This is a genomic window from Achromobacter ruhlandii, from assembly GCF_002082135.1.
GTDB lineage: Bacteria > Pseudomonadota > Gammaproteobacteria > Burkholderiales > Burkholderiaceae_B > Achromobacter > Achromobacter ruhlandii.
Genome location: NZ_CP017433.1, coordinates 4381592 through 4401099, shown reverse-complemented (window position 1 = coordinate 4401099; position 19508 = coordinate 4381592). Strand labels below are relative to the sequence as shown.

Genomic DNA, 19508 nt, shown 5'->3' with positions numbered 1-19508 from the left:
TTCATCGCTGCCAGCGCCTCGCGGATGGCGGCCGGCGACGAGCCTTCCAGCAGCTTCGGCATCGTCTGCAGCACGGCGGCCGAGTCCAGCCGCATCATCATGGCCTGGTCGCGGGTGATGTCCTTGAATTCCTGCAGCGTCATGGCATTGCCGGCCTCGGCGCGCATCTTGCGGATCAGCGCGAAGCTGCGCTCGTCCAGGCCGCCCTCGGCGCCGGCCACGTACAGCAGCATGCGGATGGCGGCCACGCGCAGGCCGCCTTCCTGCAGCAGCGAGCGCAGTTCGGCGGCGCGCTCTTCCATGAAGCGGCGGTGTTCCGGCGACACGCCGGGGTGGCGGCGCGGCTGGCCGTCCTTGCCGCCCAGGCCGGCCAGGTCCTGCACCAGCGGCGAGCCATAGACGCTCATGAAGGTGCGCTCGTCGGCCGAATCGCGCAGTTCCTGGAAGATGTTCAGGCTGGTCTCGACCAGCTTCGAAAACATCTCCTGGGCCAGCAGGAACGGGTTGTCGGGCGATACGGGCTGCCGATGCTCCCGTACCTGCTCGGCCACCTGCGCGATCGGCGCGATCAGCGGATTGCGGTCGGACACCAGTTCATAAGGCAGGCGCAGCGGATGCAGGCGCTGGCTCCATTCGGCCGATTGCGGTGTCACCAGGGCGCGCACCCACGGCTGCACGAAGCTGCGGTACATGCCCAGGTTGATGTCGGAGATGCGGGCCACGGCGGCAAAGCGCAGGTCGTCGTCTTCCTTGCGCTCGACGATGGCGCGCACGTCGTCCATGCGGCGCTGCTCGAACGACAGCACGTAGTTGCCGTAGGCTAGGTCGGCGTTGGGCGTGTCCGGCGTCTTGTCGGTGATCTCGGCCTGGTAGATGCCGGGCGGCAGCACATCGATCATGTCGATGTTGGAGGTGAATTCCTGGTGTTCCTTGCGCGCCACGCTGCCGGACACGAAGATGCCCAGGTGGCCGATGCTCTCATGCACGGCATAGACGATGGTCTGGTCGTGCGCCAGCACCTCGGCGTCGTCCTGGTACAGGTCCGGGATCCAGCCCAGCGCCTGCGGCGGCGGGGTGATGTTGTCGCCCTTGGAGCAGAACACCACGATCGGCGAGCGGATGTTGCGCAGGTCGATGCGGATGCCGTCGGACGTGACCAGCCCGGCGGTCGACAGGCGGTTGCCGACGAACAGGTTGTCGACGATGTACTGGATTTCCGGCCCGTTCAGGAACACGTGGCCGCCCCACCATTTCTCGAAGCTGAGGTAACGGCCGGCCTCGGTGTCGACCTTGGAGTACAGGTTGTACTGCTTGGACCAGAGCGTGTTGGCGGGGTTGAGGTTCTCGAAGTTCTGCACCAGCCAGGCGCCGTCGAACTTGCCGTCGCCCAGGTCGCTGGTCAGGGCGGTGAGCCAGCTGCCGCCGAGCAGCCCGCCGGCGTAGCGCATCGGGTTCATGCCGCGCCAGCCGGCCCAGTAGGACAGCGGCGCGCCGGCGATGATGATGGGGCCGAACAGCTCGGGGCGCACGGCGGCGGTCATCATGATCTGCCAGCCGGCCTGGCAGTTGGCCACCACCACCGGCTTGCCCTCGGCGTCGGGGTGGCGCGCGATGATTTCTTCCAGGAAGTGGGCCTCGGCCTTCATCACGTCTTCGACGGTCTGGGTGGGCACGGGCTGCGGCAGGAAGGTGGCGAAGTAGCAGGGATGGCCGGCGCGCACCGCCACGCCGATCTCGCTTTCGGGTTTGAAGCCGCCGATGCCCGGTCCATGCCCGGCGCGCGGATCCACCACCAGGAAAGGGCGCTTGATCGGGTCGACCGCCACGCCTTCCGGCGGCTTGATGCGCAGCAGGCCGTAGTTGACCGGGCGCGGCAGTTCGCGGCCATCCAGCACCAGTTCGTACTCCATGCTGAGCACGTTGGGGGCCCGCTTGGCCATGTGGTCGTGGTACTGGTTGCCGCGCTGGCGCATGACGTCGGCGTACAGCACGCCGCGCTGCCAGGCGTCCACGGCATATTCATAGGCGGCCGTCCAGGGGTTGAAGGACGGGGCGGGGACGCGATCGTTGCCGGATCCGGCCATGGCGATCTCCTATAGGGGTAGCACCCGGCAGCGGGTGCTACCGGACCGGTTCCTCAAGTGGAACCAGCTGACTTGACCCCCCCATTACACCTGAATGGATGTTGCATCGCAACATGGGGACGGTTGATGCAGGTCAAATGCCCGGGACTCACTGTCCCTTGTTGTTTGCGGGATCCGCGCCGCGTCTCACGGCGCGTCGTGGCAGACGGCTTCGATGCGATTGCCGGAGGGGTCCGACAGGAAGGCGGCGTAGTAGTGGGGATGGTAGTGCGGGCGCAATCCCGGCGCGCCCTCGTCGCGCCCGCCGTGGGCCAGGCCGGCGGCATGGAACGCGTCGACGGCGGCGCGGCTGGCGGCCTTGAAGCACCAGTGGCGGCGCGCCGGCGCCGTCGGCGAGGCCGCCGCACCGGCCTGCACGCTCAGGTAGGTATGGCCGGCATCGCCGGCGCGGCAGCGTTCGCCGTAGCCCAGCGCGTCGGCGTGGTCATAGACCTTGACCGCGCCCAGGGCGGCCATGACGGCGTCGTAGAACGGCCGGGCGCTGTCGAGCCCGGCGACGCTGATGGAGACGTGATCCAGCAATTGCATGGCGGCTCCAAGGCGAGGTGTCAGGCGCGGGCGTCCGCGTTGTGTTCCAGCCATTTGCGGACCGAGGGCCGCTGCCACTGGGTCTGGACGTAGTCGCGCAGCGGATCGGGCAGGCCGTCCTGCCACAGGCGCCGCAGCGCCACCGCCAGATCCAGGTCGGCGATGCACCAGTCGTCGAACAGGGTGGCCTGGCCCGCGCCGATCAGGGCGCCGGCCACGTGGATCAGCTTGGCCGCGGCCGCATGGCCGGCGTCGGACAGCGGTTGGCCGGCATCGCCATAGAACACCGATTCGGTGGGCCGCTCCTGGCGCAGGGCGCCCAGGTCGCTGCGCAGCCAGGCCTGCAGTTGGCGGGCGCGGGCACGCTCGCGCGGCTCGGCCGGGTACAGCGCGGTACAGGCCGGCGCCGGATGCAGGTCTTCCAGGTACTCGGCGATGGCGGTGGATTCGGTCAGGTTGAAGTCACCGTGGGTCAGGGCCGGCACGCGCGCGGTCAAGGCGCGGCATTGGTACGGTTGCATGCGCTGTTCGCCCGCGTCCAGGTCGATCAGGCGCACCTCGAAGGGCAGTTGTTTCTCGGCCAGCGCCACATAGGCCGACATGGCGTAGGGGCTGAGGAACTGGGAATCTACGTACAGCGTAAACGGGGCGCCCAAGTGCATCTCCGGTCAGGCGGTTGGACAATGCCCCCACGCCGCGTCTTTGGCGCGGCCGCTCCTCGCGGGGAGCGTGTCATCGGGCGCCGTCATCCTGGGGCGGCTGGCGATGAAAATGGGGTGCGTAGCGCAAAGCGTAACGCAATTGAAATTTCGCGTGTCGCGCCGGCGCGTCAGTCGACGATGAACAGCCTGGCGCCGGTGGCGGTGGACGAGCGGTGCGGTTCGGCCTGGTCGGCCACCTGGTAGCTCATGCCCGGGGTCAGCACGAAGGTGCGGCCGTCTTCCAGCTCGGTGTGCAGCTCGCCTTCCAGGCAGAGCAGGATGTGACCCTTGCTGCACCAGTGGTCCGCCAGGTAGCCGGGCGTGTACTCGACCATGCGCACGCGCAGGTCGCCGAACTGGCGGGTGCGCCAGTAGGCCATGCCGGTGTCGCCGGGATGTTCGGTGGTTTCGACCTCGGACCAGTCGGTGGTGCCGAAGGGGATGTTGCTCATCTTCATGGTGTCTTGTTCCCTTGGGGGCGGCGCGCCCCAGCGCGCCGCGAAACGCTCGCCGGCGCGGCTCAGGCGGCCAGCTTCTTCTGCCAGAACATGGCGCGGCCGGTCTCCTCGTCCAGCGAATACCCTTCGTAGCCCAGCTTGCGATACAGGCCCTGGGCCACGGCGTTGCCTTCCAGCACTTCCAGCGTGATCTTGCAGCAGTCCAGCTGGCGGGCGCGGTCTTCCAGCGCGGCCAGCAGCTGCTTGCCCACGCCCTGGCCCTGGAACCGCGGCGACACGGCCAGGTCATGCAGGTTCACCAGCGGGCGGCAGGCGAAGGTCGAGAAGCCTTCCATATAGACGGCCACGCCCGCCACCGCGCCGTCGATCCGCGCCAGCAGGGCGCGCGCCGTCGGCCGCTTGGCCAGTTCCGCGATCAGGTTGCGCTGGGCGTGCTCGGGCAGCGGCGTGTTGCCGCCCATGGGGCCGTTGGCGTATTCGTTGAGCATGGCCAGCACCTGCTGGCCGTGTTCCGGGTTGTTGAAGTCGACGTCGATGATTTCCAGCACGATCGGTTCCTGTTCGTTGGCGATGCCTGCCCCGCCCGGCGGCGGACGCGGCAACCATCCATTATGCGCGAAGCCGCGCGACTGACGAAACGCATTGAAAAATCGCACCGCAACCCCTATCTTCTTTCCATTCAGGGCCGAATCCGGCGCGAGCCGCCTTTGGCTGCAACCCTTACCATGGGCTGGGAAATGGAGTTCAAGGACTACTACAGCATTCTTGGTGTGGAGCGCGGCGCCTCCGAAGACGAAATCCGGCGCTCCTATCGCAAGCTCGCCCGCAAATACCATCCCGACGTCAGCAAGGAAAGCGACGCCGAGGCGCGCATGCGCGACGTCAACGAAGCCTACGACGTGCTGCGCGACAAGGAAAAGCGCGAGGCCTATGACAATCTCGCGGCCGGCGTGTCGCCGGGCGGAGGGTTCCAGCCGCCGCCGGGCTGGGATGAGGGCTTCGAGTTCCACCGCGGCCCGGCGTCGGGCGAAGAGGCCCAGTTCAGCGAGTTCTTCTCGTCGCTGTTCGGCGGCCGCGGCCGCCGCGGGCCGGCCTCGGGGCACGAGCAGGAATTCCGCGCGCGCGGCGACGACCATCACGCCGCGATCGAGGTCGACCTGGAAGACGCGCTGAAAGGCGCCACCCGCGACATCAGCCTGCGCTCCATGCAGGTCGACGACCACGGTCGCCCGCAGATGCAGACCCGCACGCTCAGCGTGCGGATTCCGCCGGGCGTGCGCGAAGGCCAGTTCATCCGCCTGGCCGGGCAGGGCATGCCGGGTTACGGCGGCGGCGAGAACGGCGACCTCTACCTGGAGGTGCGCTTCAAGCCGCATCCCCGCTACCGCGCCGAAGGCCGCGACCTGTACATGACGCTGCCGGTGGCGCCCTGGGAAGCGGCGCTGGGCGCCAAGGTCAATGCGCCGACGCCGGGCGGCACGGTCGAGGTGTCGGTGCCCGCCGGGTCCGGCAACGGCCGCAAGCTGCGGCTGCGCGGCCGCGGCATCCCGGGCGATCCGCCCGGCGACCTGTACCTGGTGCTTGAACTGGCGTTGCCGCCGGCCGACACCGAAGCGGCCAAGGAGGCCTACCGCAAGATGCAGCAAGATCTGCCGTTCAACCCGCGGCGCCACCTGGGGGTCTGATCATGAAGAAAGTCGTCATCAGCAGCGCCACCGTGGTGGGCAAGTCACAACCGCTCAGCGCCGACGAACTGGCCCGCGCCTGCGGCGCCGAGGTCGAATGGGTCGCGCAATTGGTCGAGGTCGGCATTGTCGACGCCAGCGGTCAGCGCCCGGCCGAGTGGCGCTTCTACAGTGTCGACCTGCAGCGCGCGCTGCACGCGCGCCGCCTGGAGCGAGACTTCGGCGCCGGCCTGGACGCGGTTGCCCTGATCCTGGACCTGAGCCAGGAAGTGCGCCGCCTGAAAGCGCAACTGCGCGCGCTGGGCGCCGACGAATAGGGCACGCGCGGCGGTCGGGGACAGTGCTGGCCCCGGTGGGGCGGCCTGCGGCACAATGACCGCCAGGGCCGCGCCCCGGCCCCAGGAGACCGCCCATGCTGACCCTCTATCACGCGCCGCGCTCGCGCTCGTTCCGCATCCTCTGGCTGCTGGAAGAGCTGGGCGTGCCCTACGACACCGAGATGGTGTCGATCCGCCGCCGCGACGGTTCCGGCCACATCCCGCCCGATTACATCGACATCCACCCGCATGGCAAGGTGCCGGCGCTGGTGCACGATGGGGTGCCTGTGTTCGAGACCCCCGCCATCGCGCTCTACCTGACCGACCTGTATCCGCAGGCGGGCCTGGGCCCCGTGGTGGGCGATCCGCAGCGCGGCCCCTACCTGACCTGGCTGGCCTATTCCACCGGCGTGTTCGAGCCGGCCATGACGGAACGCGCCTTCAAGACGGCGCACCAGCAGGGCTCGATGGGATGGGGCTCGGCCGACGAGGTCGAGCAGGTCGTGACCCGCGTGCTGCAGTCGCGCGCGTATTTCCTGGGCGAGCATTTCAGCGCCGTCGACATCGTGCTGGGCGGCGCCCTGCAGTTCATGATGCAGGTGAAGCTGATCGCCGAGAATCCGGTGTTCTCGGCCTATGCCGAACGGCTGGCGGCGCGTCCGGCGATGCACCGCGCGCTGCAGCGCGACGGCGACATCGGCGAGGCCTGATCACGTCAGGCGCTGGCGCAGGTCCGCCTGCCATTGCAACGGGCGGCCCAGGAAGCGGGCGGGTTCCAGCAGCGCAAAGACGCCGTCCCGTTCCAGCGCCAGCGTCGGGAAGCCCGAGCCCCGAACCCGCGCGAGCCATTCGCGGCTCTGCGCGATGTGGCGCTCGGTGGCCGCGCCCTCGGTGGCGGCATAGGCGGCCTGGAAGGCCGCCTCGTCCAGCCCGATCTCCACCGCCAGGCGGCGCAGCTCGGCGGGATCGGCGATGCGCCGGCCTTCGATGTAATGGGCCTGCTGCAGCCGGTGCAGCAGGTCCAGGCCGCGGCCCGCCAGCGCCTGCGCGGCCAGGATGGCGGTGGTCGGCGGCGCCGAGTCGAACACCGCGCCGCTGTCGCGCAGCAGGCCGTCGAAATAGTCCGGGCCGAACACCTGGCCAGTGAGACTGGCGATGCGTTCGTCGTGCGGCATGACGTAACGGCGCAACGCCTCGGTGACGGGCTGGCGGTTGCCGCCGGTCATCATGCCGCCGCCATGGGCCTCGATCGTCAGGCCGCTGATGCCGCGGGCGGCCTGCACCAGCGGCGCGGCGCCATAGCACCAGCCGCAGAGCGGGTCGTAGATGTAATGCAGGATGGGGGAAGGGGTAGCCATGGCGCCATCGTAGAGGCGCCTGCGCGCCGGGCATAGCCCCGCGCGGTAGCCACAGTGTTGCGCCGGCCGGGCAGATGGTCCGCCCGGCCGAACCAGGGTCAGCCGGCGATCTGCACGCCGACCCAGAACAGGCCGGCCGCCAGCAGCATCGAGGCGGGCAGGGTCAGGATCCAGGCCAGCAGGATGTTGCGCACCGTGCCGCCCTGCAGGCCGCTCTTGTTGGCGATCATGGTGCCGGCCACGCCGGACGACAGCACGTGGGTGGTGGACACCGGCAGGCTGAAGACGTTGGCCAGGCCGATGGCGCCGACCGCGGTCAGCTGCGCCGACATGCCCTGGGCGTAGGTCATGCCCTGCTTGCCGATTTTTTCGCCCACCGTCAGCACCACGCGGCGCCAGCCGACCATGGTGCCGGCGCCCAGCGCCAGGGCCACCGCCACGATCACCCAGAAGGGCGCGTACTCGGTGGTGGCGGTCAGGTCGGCGCGCAGGCGTTGCAGGTCGGTGCGCTCGCGTGCCGGCAGGCCCTCGATGCGCGCCACCTTCTTGGCGGTGTCGTCCAGGCACAGCAGGTAGCGGCGCACATCGATGCGCTTGGCGGCGGGCAGGTCGGCGTAGTTGCTGACGCCGTGCAGGTCGGCCTGCAGCGCGTCGATGGTGGGCAGGGTCAATTCCGGATCGCAGCGGAAATTACGCGGCAGGTCCGAGGCGGAGCCGGCGCGCTTGAGCGCCAGGAAGTCGCCCAGCATGGCTTCGTTGCGCTGGTAGAACGCGCTCAGGTGGGTGGCGGCGTCGCGCGTGCGCTCGATCTGGTAGGTGGTGCTATTGGTGTCGAGCACGAAGTTGGCGGGCACGATGCCGATCAGCACCAGCATGATCAGGCCGATGCCTTTCTGGCCGTCGTTCGACCCGTGCACGAAGCTCACGCCCATGGCCGACAGCACCAGCACCAGGCGGTTCCAGAACGGAGGGTGCTTCTTGTTGTCGATGGCGCGGCGCTGCTCGGGCGTCTTGTGCATCTTCGACAGCGGCAGCCAGCGCTTGAGCGCCAGCAGCAGGCCGCCGGCCACCAGGAAGCCGGCCACCGGCGACACCACCAGGGAGGCGCCGATGTCGATCGCCTTGCCCCAGTTCACGCCATCGGCCAGCGGCAGGTCGGTGATCAGCGCATTGGCCAGGCCCACGCCCAGGATCGAGCCGATCAGCGTGTGCGAGCTGGAGGCGGGGATGCCGAAATACCAGGTGCCCAGGTTCCAGGCGATGGCCGCGGCCAGCATGGCGAACACCATGGCCAGCCCGCGTCCGGTATCGACGTTGATCAGCAGTTCCACCGGCAGCAGGTGGACGATGGCGTAGGCCACGCCCACGCCGCCCAGCAGCACGCCGAGGAAGTTGAAAATGCCGGAGAGCACCACCGCCAGGTGCGGGGGCATGGCCTTGGTGTAGATGACCGTCGCGACGGCGTTCGCCGTGTCGTGGAAGCCATTGATGAATTCGAAAGCCAGGACGAACGTCAGGGCCAGTGCAAGGCTGAGGCCAACCCAGAGGTCGAGGCCATGAAAGAGGGTGGACATGGAGGCGGGGGAGGTTCCGGCGGAGGCCCAGATTATTACAGATTTGTGACCTGTCCCCGGTTGCTTCAGGCAACTTTCGCCGTTCCCCGTGTCCGGCAAACCGACCGCCCGCCCCCGGCGGCCAGCGCCGCTGGCGCGGCAAGCTAGAACTTCTGGTACTGGAACTCGATTTCCAGCGGTTTGCCCAGGTTGGCCGAGGTGTCGGCCTGGATCATCATGACCGCCAGCAGTCCCAGGTAGAGCAGGCACAGCCACAGGGTTTTTCTCATCGCGCGGTGTCCTTGTTCGGGAATAGGGGAGCCGGGCTCACGGGCGAAAGACCTCGGCGATGCGCTGGTTGACCCGCAGCCAGCCCAGTTCGCCCAGGTGCTGCACGTCGCGCAGGGTGCCGATTTCGTAGGGCGCGTCGTACATGTTCATGCAGGCCATGGCGTAGCGCGCGCACAGCGCGTCGACCTGGCGCTGGATGGGGCCGAAGCGGTCCAGGTCCTTGAACACCAGCGGGTGCAGCGGCTGCATCACGAACAGCGCGTTGACACCGTGGTTGCGCAGCAGCCGCATCAGCGCCTCCAGCTCGCGCAATTCGTCCTTGCCGGTCAGCGGCCGCGGCAGGAAGGCGGTCTTGCCGCCGGCCGGCACCGCCTGCAGGTACTTATCGAAGAATTCGTCGCGCACGGCGTAGCGGTTGCGCGTCATCTGCGTCTGCTCGGCCTCCTGCGCCTCGCGCGCCAGGGCGTCCCAGTCGACCACCCGGGCCGCGGCCGTCGGGCCCTCGGCTTCCGCCTCGGGCGCGGGCGCCGCATGGGCCGGCGTCCACAGGTCGACCAGCCGCTGGCGGAACACATAGGCCTGTTCGGCCGCCATCGACCACGCCACCCGGGCGTCGCCCTTGTCGCGCAGCCAGCGCGCCAGTTGTTCGCGGCCTTCGGGCTGGCGCACCAGGCGCGGCAGCAGCGGGTTGGCGTGTTCGCGGAATTCATCCGGCCCCAGGCCGCCGTCGCCATCGAACCAGCCGGGCGACACCATGACCACGACGCGCGAGGCCGGTGACAGGTCATCCGCCAGCGCCGCCAGCACCAGTTGCATGCCGAGCGACTGGAAGCCCGAATGGCCGTAGGCCATGACCGGCATGCGCAGTTCGTCGGCCAGGAAGCGGTAGGGCACGAAGCGCAGATCGGTGCTGGTCAGCTCGGACGAGCCCAGCACCACCAGGCGGTCGCCGGTGCGCAGCGCCTGGCTCAGGCGCGACAGGTTGCGGGTCTGGTCCTGCAGGGTGTTGCCGAGGTTGTGGATATAGACGCCGGTGGCCGCGGCCGGCGCCGGGCCGGTGCGCAGCGCCAGCGTATGCCAGGCGCCCCAGCCCGCGGCCAGCGCGACCGCCAGGGCCAGCGCCGCCGCCAGCGCATGCTGCCCGAGGGTGCGTGTGAACATGAGAAACCAGGAAGGCGCGGCGCGCGGGTCGGGGTGGAAGAAGAGAATGTGAGCGGATGTTAGCCAGCCGCCATGAGCGCGACAAGCGCGCAAACCCGGGGATTCCCCTTTTTGCCACAGGCGCGGGGCCGGCCGCCGCCAGGCCGGCGGGCGGAGAATGCGATAGCATCCCTTGTCCGACTTCCTTTGCGTCCGTATCCCATGACCGCTCCCGCCCGCATCGCCCGCCGCCATCCCGACGAACTGATCATCGGCCTGGTGTCGATCTCCGACCGCGCCTCGGCCGGCGCCTACCAGGATCAGGGGCTGCCCGCCCTGCGTGAATGGCTGGACGGGGCGCTGGCCTCGCCCTGGCAGGCGGTGGACCGGCTGATCCCGGACGAGGCCACGCGCATTTCCGAGACGCTCATCGAGCTGGTCGACACCTGCGCCTGCGACCTGGTCCTGACCACCGGCGGCACCGGCCCGTCGCGGCGCGACGTGACGCCCGAGGCCACGCTGGCGGTGGGCACCAAGGAAATGCCGGGCTTCGGCGAGCAGATGCGCCAGATCAGCCTGCGCTTCGTGCCCACGGCGATCCTGTCGCGGCAGGTCGCCGTCATCCGCGAACGGCCGTCGCATGCCGCGCTGATCGTCAACCTGCCGGGCCAGCCCAAGGCGATCCGCGAGACTCTCGAAGGCCTGCGCGCCGACGACGGCTCGGTGCTGGTGCCGGGCATCTTCGCCGCCATTCCCTATTGCATCGACCTGATCGGCGGTCCGTATGCCGAGACCCGTCCCGAGGTCATCGCCGCTTTCCGCCCCAAGTCGGCGCGCCGGCCGCAACCGTCGCCGGACGCTGCGGTATAGTTGGCCGCCTCTTTCCATTGATTGCCAGAGAGTCCAGATATGAAGGTCCGCACCGCCTTGTCCCTTGCCACCGTCGTGCTCGCCGTGTCGGCTTGCGCCAACGTCAAAGACGTCCGCGACCGTGATCCGGTGTTCTACGGGTCGACCCAGCGCACGGCCGAGGACTACACCAACTGCGTGGCCGACGCCTGGAAAAGCCTGAACGTGAATTTCGAGCGCAAGCCGGTGCGCAATGGCTTCGAGCTGATCCAGTCGGACAGCCTGGGCGTCGAGGCGGTGCTGACCACCACCACCTGGAAGGGCAAGACCGAGGCCCGCCTGTCGACCCGTATTGCGCGGCGCGACCAGAGCCTGATCGAACCCGCCAACCTGTGTCTGCAACAGTGATGCCGCAACGCCGAGACATGCTGCGGCTGGGCCTGGCCGCGGCGGCTGTGTGCCTGGCCCTGCCGGCGCGCGCCAAGCAGGCGCCGGCCGCGCAGCCGGGCGGCTTCATCAGCCGCAAGCTCAATGCGCCGGTGCCGGGCGGCGTTGCCGTGCTGGCGCTGGGCGACGCCGCGACGGCGCCCGAGGTCACCTACCGCGACCGCCGCGTGCTGGTGGTGCGCGAGGATGGCAGGCAATGGATCGCCGTGGTCGGCATTCCGCTGGCGGTCAAGCCCGGCCAGCAGGAAATAGCCGTGCGCGATGGCGCGGGCACGCGCCAGCTGCCGTTCACCGTGCGCGCCAAGGAGTACGTGGCGCAACACATCACGCTGAAAAACCCGCGCCAGGTCAACCCCGATCCCGACGACATGAAGCGCATCGAGCGCGAAATGGCCGAACAGAGCGCCGCCAACCGCGCCTATCGCGCCGGCGTCACGCCCAGCAATCTGTTGCTGGACCGGCCCGTCAGCGGCGGCCGGCTGTCCAGCCCGTTCGGGCTGCGCCGCTTCTTCAACGGCGAAGAGCGCAATCCGCACTCCGGCCTGGATTTCGCGGTGCCGGCCGGCACGCCGATCAAGGCGCCGGCCGCGGGCGTGGTGTCGCTGGTGGGGGATTATTTCTTCAACGGCAAAACCGTGTTCCTGGACCATGGGCAGGGCTTCGTCAGCATGTTCTGCCACATGTCGGCGATCGACGTGAAGGTGGGCGACACGGTCGCCCGGGGCGGGGTAGTGGGCAAGGTTGGCGCCACGGGCCGGGCCACCGGTCCGCACCTGCACTGGAATGTCAGCCTGAACGATGCGCGGGTCGATCCCGCCATCTTCATCGGCGCGTTCAAACCCTGAGCGGGCACGGCCTTCAGGCGGGCGTGGCGGCCTGGGCCGGCTGCTGCAGCGCGATGCGGTGCAGGATGTACTGGTGCATGCGCTCGGCGTAGCGCATCTTTTCCAGCATGTCGTGCAACTGCACTTCCTGTTCGTCCAGGCAGTTGTCGTACTTGATCTTGGCTTCCGCGTAGGTCAGGCCGGTGTTGCGCAGGCTGTTGATGAACGCTTCACGCGATTGATGCAGCAGGCGCAGGCCTTCCTCCCCCTTGGCGAAGCGTCTTCGCGTCAGAGAAAGCTGGTCGGCCGCGTCTTTCAGTTCCTGTGTCAGATCCATCTTGCTGCGTCATGCGTGTTCCGCCGGGCCTGGCGCCGGAGGAGCGCCATTCTTTCACGAACCGGGGTCTTGCGCATTACTACGGCATGGCGCGCGCGAGTTTAAGCCCGCGAGGCGCCCGCCGTGGGGGGGGCGACAGGCCGGCGGGCGCCGGCCGTCGCCGATCAGCGGCGGTGCTGCGGGGGACGGCTCGGGGCGGGACCGCGTTCGTCCTTGTGGCGGAAGTTGATGCGGCCCTTGGTCAGGTCGTACGGCGACATTTCCAGGGTGACGCGGTCACCGGCCAGGATGCGGATGCGGTGCTTGCGGATGCGGCCGGAGGCGTAGGCGCCCACTTCGATGCCGTTGTCCAGGGTGACGCGGTAGCGGCTATCGGGCAGCACTTCGTCGACGATGCCGTCCAGTTCGATGAGTTCTTCTTTAGCCATTCTCTACTCCTTGATCAATACGCGCCGCCATGCCGTCGGCATGGCGCGCCACCCGGGGATGGCGAGCGCGTCGGACTCTGTTGGCCAGGTCCAGCGGTTGAACGTAAAACGTCCGGGCAAGCGCGGGTATGGGCCACGGCATCCCAAGTGGATGTCTGAAATGACGGATACTCGCGCCGCGAGGGCTGTGTGCGCGTGATGCGCAGCTTGGTCGCGGATCGGCGCTTGTGGCGCGTCGCCGGAAGAAGCGGGTTGGAGTGTCTGCTGCGATACCGGGCGACGCGGTTGCGCCACGGGGCAAGGGCAGGTTTCACCCAAGAAAACCGGTTGCAGCGTTGCAGGAATGCCGGGCGAAAGTCCGGCATGGCCCGCGACTGCGGGCAGGTACTCAGACTGCCACCGAAGGTTGGCACTCAATGTTGTGAACGAAGCCCGGTTTTTGCGGAAAAATCACGGACTTATGTTACTGCAAAGCGCAATGATTAGCCAGTTTTTATCTGCCGGGATGGCGTGATAGTTGCTATTGAACGACTGCGCGGCGGCGGATCCGGCCGTGGCAGTAGCGGCTGGCGCTTTCCCCGCGCCGGCGGGCGCGGGGCGGAGGGCATGGCGTCCCTTATTGCGCGGGGATGCGCGCCTGGTAGTCCTTCTCCCAACGCAGCAGCGCCGACCAGAACGGGCCCGGCTCGCGGCCCGCCAGGCGCGCGGACAGCACGCCCAGGTGCGCATGCCAGCCGCCCGCGACATCGATCATGTCGGCGCGCGAGGCCAGCTTGCGATGGGTCAGCACCAGGCGGGTGCCGTCGCCTTCCGGCGACAGCTCGAACGTCACCTCCGAAGGCTGGCCCTGCGAGCCCCCCCAGGTGAACGCCAGCAGCCGCGGCGGCTCGCAACGGGTGATGAGGCCATGGGTGGTGACACCGTTTTCATAGGGCTTGTAGGGCTCGGGCGTGGGCTCGGCCACGGACGACAGGTCGGCGTGCACGAAGCGCAGCGTGACGCCGCCGCCTTCGCGCAGCTCCATGTCGCCGCTTGCCAGCCATTGCCCGCGCTTGTCGGGTTCGGTCAGGAAGGCCCAGACCCGTTCCACGCTGGCGGGCAGGATGCGGGTAAAGCAAAGGGACGCGGGGCTGGTGACGACACCGTAATCACTCATGTTGGCTCTCCGGGGAGGCGGTCGGGGGCGCATGGGCGGCCAGCGCGGCTTCAAGCGCATCCAGCCGGCCCGACCAGAAATGTTCATAGAAGCGCAGCCATTGCATGGCTTCGGCCATCGGGGCCGGATTCAGGCTGCACACGTGGCTGCGGCCGTTGACGGTCCGCCGCAGCAGGCCGGCCCGTTCCAGCGCCTGCACGTGCTTGGAGGCGCCGGCGAAACTCATGCGCAGGGGCGCGGCCAGTTCACCGATGGTCCGGTCTCCGCCGGCCAGGCGCTGCAGCATGTCGCGGCGCGTGGGATCGGCCAGCGCGCGAAAGACGGCATCCAGGGACGGGGGAGGCAATGATTCAACCATAAGGTTGAATATATCCCGCCTTGCCATTTCAATTCAACTGTCTGGTTGAATTTCTGTGTAACCGTTCAGGTGACCGCGTGCGGCAGGGACGTTTCGGCGCCTTCGAACGCATCCGGGTATTGCGGCAGGGTGTCGGTGATGTCGAACCAGGGCGCCTTGTTCGCCACATGACAGTGCGCGCCTGGCTTGATGCCGGGGTCATCGTCCAGGGCGCCCAGCGGCAGGCCGTAGATGTCGGGCGTCTGGTCGAAGCGGCTGAGCAGCGGCGTGCCGCAGGCCTCGCAGAAGCCCCGGTAGTTGCCCGGCGACGAGCAATACCAGGTGACGTGGCTTTCCCCCTTGGTCCAGGCGAAGTCGCTGGCCTGCACGGTGGCGCGGCTGCGGAACGCGGCGCCATGCGACTTGCGGCACATGGCGCAATGGCAATTGAGCGCGTCGGTGAGCGGGCCGGTGATCTGGTAGGCAACACGGCCGCAAAGGCAGGAACCGTTGAGCATGATGACCGCCTGTCGAAAGGGGGGATTGTTTGAATATACCCGCCACCCGCGACGGTGGCGCGGCCTTATGTGACGGATGTCTTTCAGTCGGTTGCCATGGCCCCTATTTTCCGCCAAATGATTCGATTCCCGGGTCATCGCGCTGTCATGCCGTCAAACAGAATGCGCGAATGAACCATTCCAAGGGGATTCAACGATGACCTACGCCATCGAAGTACAGGGGCTGAGCAAGTCCTTCCATCCCGGCGCCCGGGCGCTGGATAACGTCGACCTGCGCGTGGCCGACGGCGAGATGGTGGCGCTGCTGGGCGCCTCGGGCTCCGGCAAGTCCACCCTGCTGCGCCACTTGGCCGGCTTCGTGGTCGGCGATGCCGGGCAGGGCAGCGTCACGGTCAACGGCCAGTTGATCCAGCGCCATGGCCGCCTGTCGCGGAATGTGCGCGCGGCCCGCGCCGGCATCGGCTTCGTGTTCCAGCAATTCAACCTGGTGGGCCGCCTGCCGGTCATCACCAACGTGCTGACCGGCCTGCTGCCGAGGGTGCCGATGTGGCGCAGCCTGACGCGCGTGTTCCTGCGGGCCGAAGTGCGCCAGGGGCTCGACGCGCTTGCCCAGGTTGGTATAGACGACTACGCATTTCAGCGCGCCTCGACGCTGTCCGGCGGCCAGCAGCAGCGCGCCGCCATCGCCCGCACGCTGGTGCAGAACGCCCGCGTGATCCTGGCCGATGAACCGATCGCCTCGCTTGATCCGGAATCCTCGCGCCGCGTGATGGACACGCTGGCGCACATCAACCGCAGCCGCAAGGTGGCCGTGGTGGTCTCGCTGCACCAGGTTGACGTGGCGTTGCGCTACTGCCCGCGCGTGGTGGCGCTGCGCCACGGCAAGGTGGTCTACGACGGCCCCTCGGCCGAGCTGACGCCGGCCATGCTGCGCGACCTGTACGGCTCGGAACTGAGCGAACTGCTTCCCGAATACGCGCCGCAAGCCCAGCCCCTGCCGTGCCTGGCGCCGCTTTCCCAACAGGCCTGCGCGGCCTGACCCCGCCCGTTCCCTACCCGGAGCTTTCCATGCTACGCAGAACCTTTGTTGCCCTGATCGCCGCTGCCGCCTTGTCCACGCAAGTCCATGCGCAAGACGCCAAGACGCTGAACTTCGGCATCATCTCGACGGAATCGTCGACCAACCTGAAGTCGGTCTGGCAGCCCGTCATCGACGACCTGAGCCGCGCCATCGGCGTGCCGGTCAAACCGTTCTTCGCTTCGGACTACGCCGGCATCATCGAAGGCATGCGCTTCAACAAGGTGCAGCTGGCCTGGTACGGCAACAAGTCGGCCATCGAGGCGGTGGACCGCGCCAGCGGCGAAGTGTTCGCGTCCGTCATCGACAAGGATGGCAACCCGGGCTACTGGTCGCTGCTGATCGTCAACAAGGACAGCGACATCAAGTCCCTGGACGACCTGCTCAAGCGCCGCGGCCAGCTGACCTACGGCGCCGGCGACCCCAACTCGACCTCGGGCACCGCCGTGCCGGGCTACTACCTGTGGGCCGCCAACAAGATCGAACCCAAGACCTTCTTCAAGGCCGTGCGCGTCAGCAACCACGAAACCAATCTGCTGTCGGTCATCAACAAGCAGGTCGACGTGGCCGTCAACAACACCGAGGCGCTGGAGCGCTATCGCCTGAGCACCGGCAAGGACGCCAACGACAGCGTGCGCATCCTGTGGAAGTCGCCGCTGATCCCGGCCGACCCGCTGGTCATGCGCACCGATCTGCCGGCCGACATGAAGGCCAAGATCCGCGACTTCTTCGTCAACTACGGCAAGGGCAAGGACGCCGCGCGCGAAATGGCCAACCTGAAGGCGCTGACCTATCAGGGCTTCCGCGCCTCGGACAACCAGCAACTGGTGCCGATCCGCCAGATCGAACTGGCGCGTGAAAAGGCCAAGATCGAGGCCGATGCCACCATCGGCCAGGCCGAGAAGCAGAAGCAGTTGGCGGACCTGGACGCCAAGCTGGCCAGCCTGGGCCAGCCGACCGCCAAGCAGTAACGATGCCACGCGGCGCTGGCGCTTGCCCCTCAAGCGCCGGCGCCGCGTCCATCCGATTTTTCTATTCCGGAATCCCCATGACCCTGGCCGTGCCTTCTTCCCGTTCCCCCGCCGCCCCGCGCTCGTCGCTGCCGGTCCTGCTCGTATGGGCCTTTGTACTGGCGCTGCTGGTCATGTCGTGGCGTGGCGCCGACATGCGGCCGCTGGACCTGCTGCGGGACTCGGGCAACATGGCCCAGTTCGCCGCCGACTTCTTTCCGCCCAATTTCCGCGACTGGCGCATGTATCTGGACGAGATGATCGTGACGGTGCAGATCGCCGTGTGGGGCACGTTCCTGGCGATCGTGGTGGCGGTGCCGCTGGGGTTGCTGTGCTCGTCGAACATGGTGCCGGCCTGGGTCTACCAGCCGATGCGGCGCCTGATGGACGCCTGCCGCGCCATCAATGAAATGGTGTTCGCGATGTTGTTCATCGTGGCGGTGGGCCTGGGGCCCTTCGCCGGCGTGCTGGCGCTGTGGGTGCACACCACCGGCGTGCTGGCCAAGCTGTTCTCCGAGGCGGTCGAGGCCATCGACCCGCGCCCGGTGGAAGGCGTGCGCGCCACCGGCGCGAATGCGCTCGAAGAGATCGTCTACGGCGTGATCCCGCAGGTGCTGCCGCTGTGGATCTCGTACTCGCTGTACCGCTTCGAGTCGAACGTGCGCTCGGCCTCGGTGGTGGGCATCGTCGGCGCCGGCGGCATCGGCACCGTGCTGTGGGAAATCACCCGCAGCTTCCGCTACGCCGAGACCTGCGCGGTGATGATCATCATCGTCGGCTTCGTGGTGGTGATCGACATGGCCTCGGCCCGCATCCGCCGCGCGCTGATCTGAGCCCGGGGCGCGCCGAGGCGCGCCCCGCATTTCAACCGGCCGGCGTCAGCGCCAGGAAGGCCGGCAGGGCCAGCAGGCCCGCCAGCCGGGCGGCGGCGATGTCGGCCGGCGTCAGCGCCGCGCGCGGCATCAGGAAGTTGACGGTGCCCAGGCAGGCGCCGTCGAACACCACCGGCACGTTGATCACCGATTGCAGGCCGAGCGCCTGGATCGCGTCATGGTCGTCGAAGAATTCGCGGATCGCGTCGACGCCCTCGCCGATGAAGACCTGGCGTTCGAGCAGCACGTGGCGGCCCCAGGCCGTGCCGCGCTTGTCCTTGCTGCCGCCGGGCGGATAGGCGGCGGGGTTCGAACTGTACAGCCGCACCACCCGCATGCGTTCGGCGTCATGGCGGTTGATGGTGCACAGCGTGTGCGCCAGCGTGGCGTGGGCATGCGCGTCGAGCGCGGCGAAAGCGGCCGGGGCCGAGGCCCCGTCATAGGCCAGCGCCAGGCGTTCGAGGGGGTCGGACGTGAGGCTCATTCGGCGGTGATTCCCAGTTCCTTGATCAGCTTGCCGTACTTGTCGGCGTCGCGCGCCAGCACCTGGCCGAACTGCTCCGGGGTGGTGTCCAGCAGCAGCACGCCCATGTCGCCCATCTTCTTGACGACGTCGGGCCGCTTGAGGATCTTGTTGATCTCCTGGTTCAGGCGCGTGGTCAGTTCGGGCGGCATGCCGGCCGGGCCGAAGGCGCCGTACCAGACCGACAGTTCATAGCCAGGCATGGTCTCGGCCACGGTCGGCACCTCGGGCAGCAGCGGCGAACGCTGTTCCTCGGTGACGGCCAGCAGCTTGAGCTTGCCGGTCTGCACGTGCGGCAGGGTCTGGGTGCCGGCGCTGAACAGCACCTGGGTGCGGCCGGCCACCGTATCCAGCACAGCCGGCGCGCCGCCGCGGTAGGGGATGTGCATCATCTTCACGCCGGCGGCCTTCTCGAACAGCGCGGCGCTCAGGTGGTTGGTCGAACCCTGGCCGGCCGAGGCGTAGGCCACCTTGTCAGGATTGGCCTTGACGTAGTCGATGAACTCCTTGACGTTGCTGGCCGGCACCGAGGGATGCACCACCATCGTATTGGTGACCAGCGCCAGTTCGGCGATGGGCGTGAAGTCCTTGACGCCGTCGAACGGCATGTTGCCGTAGAGCGCCTGGTTCATGGTGTGGGTGCTCATCGAGCCGACCAGCAGCGTATAGCCGTCGGGCTTGGCGCGCGCGACGAAGGTGCTGCCGATGTTGCCCGAGGCGCCCGAGCGGTTCTCGACGATGACGGGCTGGCCCAGCGACTGCGTCAGGCCTTCGGACAGCACGCGCGCCAGGATGTCGGTGGAGCCGCCGGCGGCCCACGGCACGATCAGCGTGATCGGCTTTTCGGGCCAGGCGGCGTGCGCCAGCGCGGGCGCGGCGCAGGCCAGGGTGAGGGCGCAGGCGCGCAACAGTCGTCGGATGGTCTTCATGGTGTTTACCCCTTGTGATGTGGCC

25 protein-coding genes are annotated in these 19508 nt (G+C 68.2%); 9 read left to right on the top strand and 16 right to left on the bottom strand.

Annotation, left to right across the window (positions count from 1 at the left end):
- From AruCF_RS19860 to AruCF_RS19840, 5 genes are all read right to left on the bottom strand, one after another.
- The coding region (locus tag AruCF_RS19860) for a DUF3141 domain-containing protein (RefSeq protein WP_254431142.1) at window positions 1–2084 on the bottom strand (2084 nt) is incomplete at its 3' end.
- Window positions 2085–2270: 186 nt separating this feature from the next.
- Complete coding sequence (locus AruCF_RS19855) at window positions 2271–2672, bottom strand: VOC family protein (RefSeq protein WP_049075560.1); 402 nt, start codon at window positions 2670–2672, stop codon at window positions 2271–2273.
- Between the two features lie 20 nt (window positions 2673–2692).
- A complete protein-coding gene (gene yfcF, locus AruCF_RS19850) occupies window positions 2693–3328 on the bottom strand; it encodes a glutathione transferase (protein ID WP_080977468.1) in 636 nt (211 codons plus the stop codon).
- 173 nt (window positions 3329–3501) lie between these two features.
- Window positions 3502–3831: a DHCW motif cupin fold protein gene (locus AruCF_RS19845; RefSeq protein ID WP_049075557.1), complete on the bottom strand. Its 330-nt coding sequence runs from the start codon at window positions 3829–3831 to the stop codon at window positions 3502–3504.
- Window positions 3832–3893: 62 nt separating this feature from the next.
- A complete protein-coding gene (locus AruCF_RS19840; RefSeq protein ID WP_049078014.1) occupies window positions 3894–4379 on the bottom strand; it encodes a GNAT family N-acetyltransferase in 486 nt (161 codons plus the stop codon).
- Between the two features lie 189 nt (window positions 4380–4568).
- Between AruCF_RS19840 and AruCF_RS19835 the strand changes: the two genes are divergently transcribed.
- The 3 genes from AruCF_RS19835 (at window position 4569) to AruCF_RS19825 (ending at window position 6543) form a co-directional block, all read left to right on the top strand.
- Entirely contained in the window at window positions 4569–5516 is a 948-nt protein-coding gene (locus AruCF_RS19835; protein WP_049078012.1) for a DnaJ C-terminal domain-containing protein, read from the top strand.
- Window positions 5517–5518: 2 nt separating this feature from the next.
- A complete protein-coding gene (locus AruCF_RS19830; RefSeq protein ID WP_049075556.1) occupies window positions 5519–5833 on the top strand; it encodes a chaperone modulator CbpM in 315 nt (104 codons plus the stop codon).
- Window positions 5834–5928: 95 nt separating this feature from the next.
- Window positions 5929–6543: a glutathione S-transferase family protein gene (locus AruCF_RS19825; protein ID WP_049075555.1), complete on the top strand. Its 615-nt coding sequence runs from the start codon at window positions 5929–5931 to the stop codon at window positions 6541–6543.
- Here AruCF_RS19825 and AruCF_RS19820 read toward each other — a convergent pair whose 3' ends face one another.
- The 4 genes from AruCF_RS19820 to AruCF_RS19810 all read right to left on the bottom strand — a co-directional run bounded on the left by AruCF_RS19820 (window position 6544) and on the right by AruCF_RS19810 (window position 10196).
- The gene (locus AruCF_RS19820) at window positions 6544–7191 is read right to left on the bottom strand and encodes a DsbA family protein (protein WP_049075552.1); all 648 of its coding nucleotides are present in this window, start codon (window positions 7189–7191) and stop codon (window positions 6544–6546) included.
- A gap of 98 nt (window positions 7192–7289) precedes the next feature.
- Complete coding sequence (locus AruCF_RS19815) at window positions 7290–8765, bottom strand: inorganic phosphate transporter (RefSeq protein ID WP_049075550.1); 1476 nt, start codon at window positions 8763–8765, stop codon at window positions 7290–7292.
- Between the two features lie 143 nt (window positions 8766–8908).
- A complete protein-coding gene (locus AruCF_RS30140; protein ID WP_020926707.1) occupies window positions 8909–9034 on the bottom strand; it encodes a hypothetical protein in 126 nt (41 codons plus the stop codon).
- A gap of 37 nt (window positions 9035–9071) precedes the next feature.
- Window positions 9072–10196 carry a D-alanyl-lipoteichoic acid biosynthesis protein DltD gene (locus AruCF_RS19810; protein ID WP_049075549.1) on the bottom strand — a complete coding sequence of 375 codons (1125 nt, stop codon included), beginning with the start codon at window positions 10194–10196 and terminating at the stop codon, window positions 9072–9074.
- Between the two features lie 201 nt (window positions 10197–10397).
- Between AruCF_RS19810 and mog the strand changes: the two genes are divergently transcribed.
- From mog to AruCF_RS19795, 3 genes are read left to right on the top strand one after another with little or no spacing between them, the layout of a single operon-like run.
- The gene (mog, locus tag AruCF_RS19805; protein WP_049078010.1) at window positions 10398–11045 is read left to right on the top strand and encodes a molybdopterin adenylyltransferase; all 648 of its coding nucleotides are present in this window, start codon (window positions 10398–10400) and stop codon (window positions 11043–11045) included.
- A gap of 39 nt (window positions 11046–11084) precedes the next feature.
- On the top strand, window positions 11085–11432 hold the full coding sequence (locus AruCF_RS19800) for a hypothetical protein (protein WP_049075546.1): 348 nt from the start codon (window positions 11085–11087) through the stop codon (window positions 11430–11432).
- Window positions 11432–12316, top strand: a complete 885-nt coding sequence (locus tag AruCF_RS19795) for a peptidoglycan DD-metalloendopeptidase family protein (protein ID WP_174655162.1) — start codon at window positions 11432–11434, stop codon at window positions 12314–12316. The genes AruCF_RS19800 and AruCF_RS19795 overlap by 1 nt, the downstream gene beginning before the upstream one ends.
- Before the next feature lie 13 nt (window positions 12317–12329).
- On the opposite strand, the gene AruCF_RS19790 is transcribed toward AruCF_RS19795, so the two are convergent.
- The 5 genes from AruCF_RS19790 to AruCF_RS19770 all read right to left on the bottom strand — a co-directional run bounded on the left by AruCF_RS19790 (window position 12330) and on the right by AruCF_RS19770 (window position 15071).
- Window positions 12330–12632: a hypothetical protein gene (locus AruCF_RS19790; protein WP_049075544.1), complete on the bottom strand. Its 303-nt coding sequence runs from the start codon at window positions 12630–12632 to the stop codon at window positions 12330–12332.
- 164 nt (window positions 12633–12796) lie between these two features.
- Window positions 12797–13060, bottom strand: coding sequence for a translation initiation factor IF-1 (infA, locus tag AruCF_RS19785; protein WP_049075541.1), 264 nt, complete (start codon window positions 13058–13060; stop codon window positions 12797–12799).
- Between the two features lie 616 nt (window positions 13061–13676).
- Window positions 13677–14216 carry an SRPBCC family protein gene (locus AruCF_RS19780; protein WP_049075540.1) on the bottom strand — a complete coding sequence of 180 codons (540 nt, stop codon included), beginning with the start codon at window positions 14214–14216 and terminating at the stop codon, window positions 13677–13679.
- Complete coding sequence (locus AruCF_RS19775) at window positions 14209–14574, bottom strand: ArsR/SmtB family transcription factor (RefSeq protein WP_049075538.1); 366 nt, start codon at window positions 14572–14574, stop codon at window positions 14209–14211. Before AruCF_RS19775 ends, AruCF_RS19780 begins: the two co-directional genes overlap by 8 nt.
- Before the next feature lie 65 nt (window positions 14575–14639).
- Window positions 14640–15071, bottom strand: coding sequence for a GFA family protein (locus tag AruCF_RS19770; RefSeq protein WP_049075536.1), 432 nt, complete (start codon window positions 15069–15071; stop codon window positions 14640–14642).
- A gap of 196 nt (window positions 15072–15267) precedes the next feature.
- Here AruCF_RS19770 and phnC point away from each other — a divergent pair, with 196 nt between their 5' ends.
- From phnC to phnE, 3 genes are all read left to right on the top strand, one after another.
- Window positions 15268–16110, top strand: coding sequence for a phosphonate ABC transporter ATP-binding protein (gene phnC, locus AruCF_RS19765; protein WP_049075534.1), 843 nt, complete (start codon window positions 15268–15270; stop codon window positions 16108–16110).
- Window positions 16111–16139: 29 nt separating this feature from the next.
- Entirely contained in the window at window positions 16140–17120 is a 981-nt protein-coding gene (gene phnD / locus AruCF_RS19760; RefSeq protein WP_049075533.1) for a phosphonate ABC transporter substrate-binding protein, read from the top strand.
- 77 nt (window positions 17121–17197) lie between these two features.
- Entirely contained in the window at window positions 17198–17992 is a 795-nt protein-coding gene (gene phnE, locus AruCF_RS19755; RefSeq protein ID WP_049075532.1) for a phosphonate ABC transporter, permease protein PhnE, read from the top strand.
- A 31-nt stretch (window positions 17993–18023) separates the two neighbouring features.
- Here the strand turns inward: phnE and AruCF_RS19750 are convergent, their stop codons facing one another.
- Entirely contained in the window at window positions 18024–18515 is a 492-nt protein-coding gene (locus tag AruCF_RS19750) for a GAF domain-containing protein (RefSeq protein ID WP_049075531.1), read from the bottom strand.
- Complete coding sequence (locus tag AruCF_RS19745; RefSeq protein WP_049075530.1) at window positions 18512–19483, bottom strand: Bug family tripartite tricarboxylate transporter substrate binding protein; 972 nt, start codon at window positions 19481–19483, stop codon at window positions 18512–18514. Before AruCF_RS19745 ends, AruCF_RS19750 begins: the two co-directional genes overlap by 4 nt.
- Between the last annotated feature and the right edge of the window lie 25 nt (window positions 19484–19508).

Excerpts from the sequence above, each read along its gene's own strand:
- AruCF_RS19830 (WP_049075556.1), top strand. The coding sequence starts at position 5,519 with ATGAAGAAAGTCGTCATCAGCAGCGCCACCGTGGTGGGCAAGTCACAA.
- AruCF_RS19775 (WP_049075538.1), bottom strand. The coding sequence starts at position 14,574 with ATGGTTGAATCATTGCCTCCCCCGTCCCTGGATGCCGTCTTTCGCGCG.
- AruCF_RS19845 (WP_049075557.1), bottom strand. The coding sequence starts at position 3,831 with ATGAAGATGAGCAACATCCCCTTCGGCACCACCGACTGGTCCGAGGTC.
- mog (WP_049078010.1), top strand. The coding sequence starts at position 10,398 with ATGACCGCTCCCGCCCGCATCGCCCGCCGCCATCCCGACGAACTGATC.
- AruCF_RS19770 (WP_049075536.1), bottom strand. The coding sequence starts at position 15,071 with ATGCTCAACGGTTCCTGCCTTTGCGGCCGTGTTGCCTACCAGATCACC.
- AruCF_RS19815 (WP_049075550.1), bottom strand. The coding sequence starts at position 8,765 with ATGTCCACCCTCTTTCATGGCCTCGACCTCTGGGTTGGCCTCAGCCTT.
- AruCF_RS19790 (WP_049075544.1), bottom strand. The coding sequence starts at position 12,632 with ATGGATCTGACACAGGAACTGAAAGACGCGGCCGACCAGCTTTCTCTG.
- AruCF_RS19825 (WP_049075555.1), top strand. The coding sequence starts at position 5,929 with ATGCTGACCCTCTATCACGCGCCGCGCTCGCGCTCGTTCCGCATCCTC.
- phnE (WP_049075532.1), top strand. The coding sequence starts at position 17,198 with ATGACCCTGGCCGTGCCTTCTTCCCGTTCCCCCGCCGCCCCGCGCTCG.
- AruCF_RS19780 (WP_049075540.1), bottom strand. The coding sequence starts at position 14,216 with ATGAGTGATTACGGTGTCGTCACCAGCCCCGCGTCCCTTTGCTTTACC.
- AruCF_RS19810 (WP_049075549.1), bottom strand. The coding sequence starts at position 10,196 with ATGTTCACACGCACCCTCGGGCAGCATGCGCTGGCGGCGGCGCTGGCC.
- AruCF_RS19750 (WP_049075531.1), bottom strand. The coding sequence starts at position 18,515 with ATGAGCCTCACGTCCGACCCCCTCGAACGCCTGGCGCTGGCCTATGAC.
- infA (WP_049075541.1), bottom strand. The coding sequence starts at position 13,060 with ATGGCTAAAGAAGAACTCATCGAACTGGACGGCATCGTCGACGAAGTG.
- AruCF_RS19800 (WP_049075546.1), top strand. The coding sequence starts at position 11,085 with ATGAAGGTCCGCACCGCCTTGTCCCTTGCCACCGTCGTGCTCGCCGTG.
- AruCF_RS19745 (WP_049075530.1), bottom strand. The coding sequence starts at position 19,483 with ATGAAGACCATCCGACGACTGTTGCGCGCCTGCGCCCTCACCCTGGCC.
- AruCF_RS30140 (WP_020926707.1), bottom strand. The coding sequence starts at position 9,034 with ATGAGAAAAACCCTGTGGCTGTGCCTGCTCTACCTGGGACTGCTGGCG.
- AruCF_RS19855 (WP_049075560.1), bottom strand. The coding sequence starts at position 2,672 with ATGCAATTGCTGGATCACGTCTCCATCAGCGTCGCCGGGCTCGACAGC.
- AruCF_RS19795 (WP_174655162.1), top strand. The coding sequence starts at position 11,432 with ATGCCGCAACGCCGAGACATGCTGCGGCTGGGCCTGGCCGCGGCGGCT.
- AruCF_RS19835 (WP_049078012.1), top strand. The coding sequence starts at position 4,569 with ATGGAGTTCAAGGACTACTACAGCATTCTTGGTGTGGAGCGCGGCGCC.
- phnD (WP_049075533.1), top strand. The coding sequence starts at position 16,140 with ATGCTACGCAGAACCTTTGTTGCCCTGATCGCCGCTGCCGCCTTGTCC.
- AruCF_RS19820 (WP_049075552.1), bottom strand. The coding sequence starts at position 7,191 with ATGGCTACCCCTTCCCCCATCCTGCATTACATCTACGACCCGCTCTGC.
- phnC (WP_049075534.1), top strand. The coding sequence starts at position 15,268 with ATGACCTACGCCATCGAAGTACAGGGGCTGAGCAAGTCCTTCCATCCC.